The sequence below is a fragment of the Megasphaera indica genome (assembly GCF_046614755.1).
Taxonomy (GTDB): Bacteria; Bacillota; Negativicutes; order Veillonellales; family Megasphaeraceae; genus Megasphaera; species Megasphaera intestinihominis.
Genome location: NZ_JBKKJR010000039.1, coordinates 1 through 2,988, shown reverse-complemented (window position 1 = coordinate 2,988; position 2,988 = coordinate 1). Strand labels below are relative to the sequence as shown.

The window sequence follows — 2,988 nt, the reverse complement described above, 5'->3', positions numbered from 1 at the left end:
GGTTGGAAAAGTCCTGTCCAATACAGAATTTTCCGACAGACAGCATAAAAAAGTAACGAGACAGTAAAAACAGTCTCGTTACCAAGGTCTAACTTTTTGGGGTCACATCAAAAAGCCTTTGTGCGACAGTCCCTTTTTAGTTCGTCGCAGGTCGTCCATCGTAGGTCGCAATGGCTGTAAAAAATAACAACTATCACGATGAACGATGAACTACGAACGATAAACGATAGAGTATCAACGAGTACCCCATAATGGATACCTACCTCATACCTGCTTACGGCAGGAACAGCAGCGGGTTGGTCGGGGATCCATTGACGCGGACTTCGTAATGGACGTGCGGCCCTGTGCTGCGGCCGGTACTGCCGGCCAGGGAGATGATCGAGCCAGCCCGGACTTCCTGTCCTACTGTGACTAAAAGCATGGAGTTATGGCCATAGCGGGTAACGAAGCCATTGCCATGGTCGATTTCGACGAGGTTGCCATAGCCGTCGACCCAGCCGGCCATGGTGACTTTACCGGCTGCCGTCGCCCGGACAGGCGTCCCGTAGTCGACGCCGATGTCGATGCCTTCATGGAAGCCGGAACCGCCGCCAATAGGATTGCCGCGATAACCGAAGTTAGACGTGACTGTCCCGCTGACGGGCCAGATGGAAGGCGTCGTCGACGTGCTGCTGGCATCGCCGTTATTTCCGCCGCCCAGGGTACCACCCTGATATTTATGCGTAATCTGCTGCATTTGCCGAACCTGTTCGCCTGCCGTATCGCTCAAGACCGTCTTCAAGGTGATGAAGCTGATAATGCGGGCGTTACTGCGGGTTTCCAAGCGGGAGGTGGCCAATAACAGGTCATTGTAGCTGGCATGAGAAAGGTCCGGAGATTTCTTTTGTCCCCCTGCTACGCCACCGTCACCTTTTGGGCTGTCACCAGCCCCCGAACCCTTGACCATTTGCCGCAGCTCCTGATCCAGGGAATCCATTTTATCCATCTTTTCCTGGAGCGATGTCGTCTTTTCACGCATCAATTCCAGCTGCTGTTCATGCAGTGCTTCCTGGGCCTTGGCCTGCTGAAGCGAAACGAACTCGTAAATGCCGATGCCTGCAGCGATTACAATGACGACCACTGCGACAGCACAGCCGCGGACGAGTTTCTTATATTGCGCCGGTGTCACGACTAATGGCTCCGTCCGGTCCGTTTTCAGGAACGACGGCCACCATGCCGGTGTTTCCCAGGCCTTCATGCGTTGGCACCATGATTGCAGGTTGCGCATCCATGGATATATCTTGATGTGGATCTTCACGCTTTTCCCCTCTTTGTTATCCTTCCAGATCCTTTTGAACAGCCTGCATGTCACCGCTGTAATTCAATGCGTTGTCCAGGCTTTCCCTTTCTTCTTCACTCATGCCATAGAGACACTTGCCCTCTACGATCGGTTTGGCAAAAATACGCGATTCATTGCGCCCATAGACACTGGAAAGACAGAAGCCATCATTTTTCCCGTCGAGGACGGTAAAGGCAAAACTCAGATTGTTGCCGATATTGTCAAAGGCATTATATTTAACGAACCCGATTTTACGGAAACAGTGATTCTGGACAGCCATGATATCCTTCTGCGTCTGGTGGATCATGTCGAGTGTCCCCTGCAAGTTGTGCAGCTTATCGACATCGTCACGCAGCTTCGCTTCGACGCTAGCTCCCGTTTCGTCTTGCATAAAAAAGGTGTAATTCGTTTCTAATTTTCTGATTTTCTTGTGTAAAATGACGATATAGACGAGCAAGAGCAATAAAATCAACCCGCCAATACCGGCAAGCGCCATCGTGGCAGCCTGCATATCGACATTCAGCATTTCTTTCCTCCCATGAACATGAATATGCAAAAATATTATATATGAAACGAAGAAAGAGGTGACCGCGGCGTGTCTTCTTTTTCTTCAGTCAGTATCGACAGCAGCCGTTCAAATTCTGCTTCTGACGAAAAGGAAATCTCGATTTTCCCCTTTTTCCGGCCCTTCCCCAGCTGGATGGCCACATCGGTCCCCAAGGCCATCTTCAGCTTATCCTGCAGCCAGGCCACATGGGCGTCCGGTTCCGGGCGGGGCTTGGCCTGGGTCATCAGATGGCGGACCAGGGCTTCTGCCTTGCGGGCCGACAGCTCATGCTTCATAATGTACAGAGCCGCTTCCCGCTGCAGCTTCGCAGACGGCAGCTGCAACAGAGGCCGGGCCTGTCCCATGGATAGGCGGCCTGCAGCGATCCATTCCTTGATGTCGGCTGGAAGCTGCAGCAGACGGACCATGTTGGCCACATGGGACCGGCTTTTCCCGACTTTCTGCGCCGCTTGTTCCTGGGTCAGGCCAAAGTCTTTCATCAGCCGTTCATAGGCCATGCCTTCTTCAATGGCATCCAGGTCCTGGCGCTGCAGGTTCTCGATGAGGGCGATTTCGGCCGCTTCATCGGGCGTATAGCTGCGGATGATGGCCGGCACCGTCTTCAGGCCGCAGCGTTTGGCTGCCCGCAGCCGCCGCTCACCGGCAATGAGTTCATATCGGCCGGGACCGGCTTTCTGGACGACGACAGGCTGGACAAGCCCATGCTGACGGATTGAATCAGCTAAGGCGATCAGCCCTTGTTCATCAAAGGTCTGACGCGGCTGCCGGGGATTGGGGACGATACATTCTACGGCGATTTCGGCCGGTGCGCCCCTTTCAGCAGGAGACTCGTCGACTGCCACCATGTCCACCTCATTTCTTCCAAAATTATTTTTAAAGTCTATATTATAGTATATCGTCTATCCAGCATTTAATCAAATATTTATTGCCCTGATTTCGTTGATTTTTCTAACAATTTCTATGGTATAATAAGAAGCATATATATAGATTCACAGCAGTTTACAACTTTTTGAACAAATAAATATCGCGTAACCACACCTTTGAAGTATAATGAATCTGCTAAAACACATCATCTCAAAGGAGTTACGCGATGAATTCATTA

3 protein-coding genes are annotated in these 2,988 nt (G+C 51.6%); all 3 read right to left on the bottom strand.

All coding sequences use genetic code 11. The features are described 5' to 3' along the window. Positions 1-274: 274 nt before the first annotated feature. The 3 genes from ACFCTO_RS12040 to ACFCTO_RS12030 are packed head-to-tail and all read right to left on the bottom strand — an operon-like array spanning position 275 to position 2,731. Complete coding sequence (locus ACFCTO_RS12040) at positions 275-1,297, bottom strand: peptidoglycan DD-metalloendopeptidase family protein (protein WP_499876959.1); 1,023 nt, start codon at positions 1,295-1,297, stop codon at positions 275-277. Between the two features lie 16 nt (positions 1,298-1,313). Then, on the bottom strand, positions 1,314-1,844 hold the full coding sequence (locus ACFCTO_RS12035; RefSeq protein WP_020310305.1) for a DUF4446 family protein: 531 nt from the start codon (positions 1,842-1,844) through the stop codon (positions 1,314-1,316). Positions 1,845-1,879: 35 nt separating this feature from the next. Continuing rightward, a complete protein-coding gene (locus ACFCTO_RS12030) occupies positions 1,880-2,731 on the bottom strand; it encodes a ParB/RepB/Spo0J family partition protein (protein WP_292261966.1) in 852 nt (283 codons plus the stop codon). Positions 2,732-2,988: the final 257 nt, after the last annotated feature.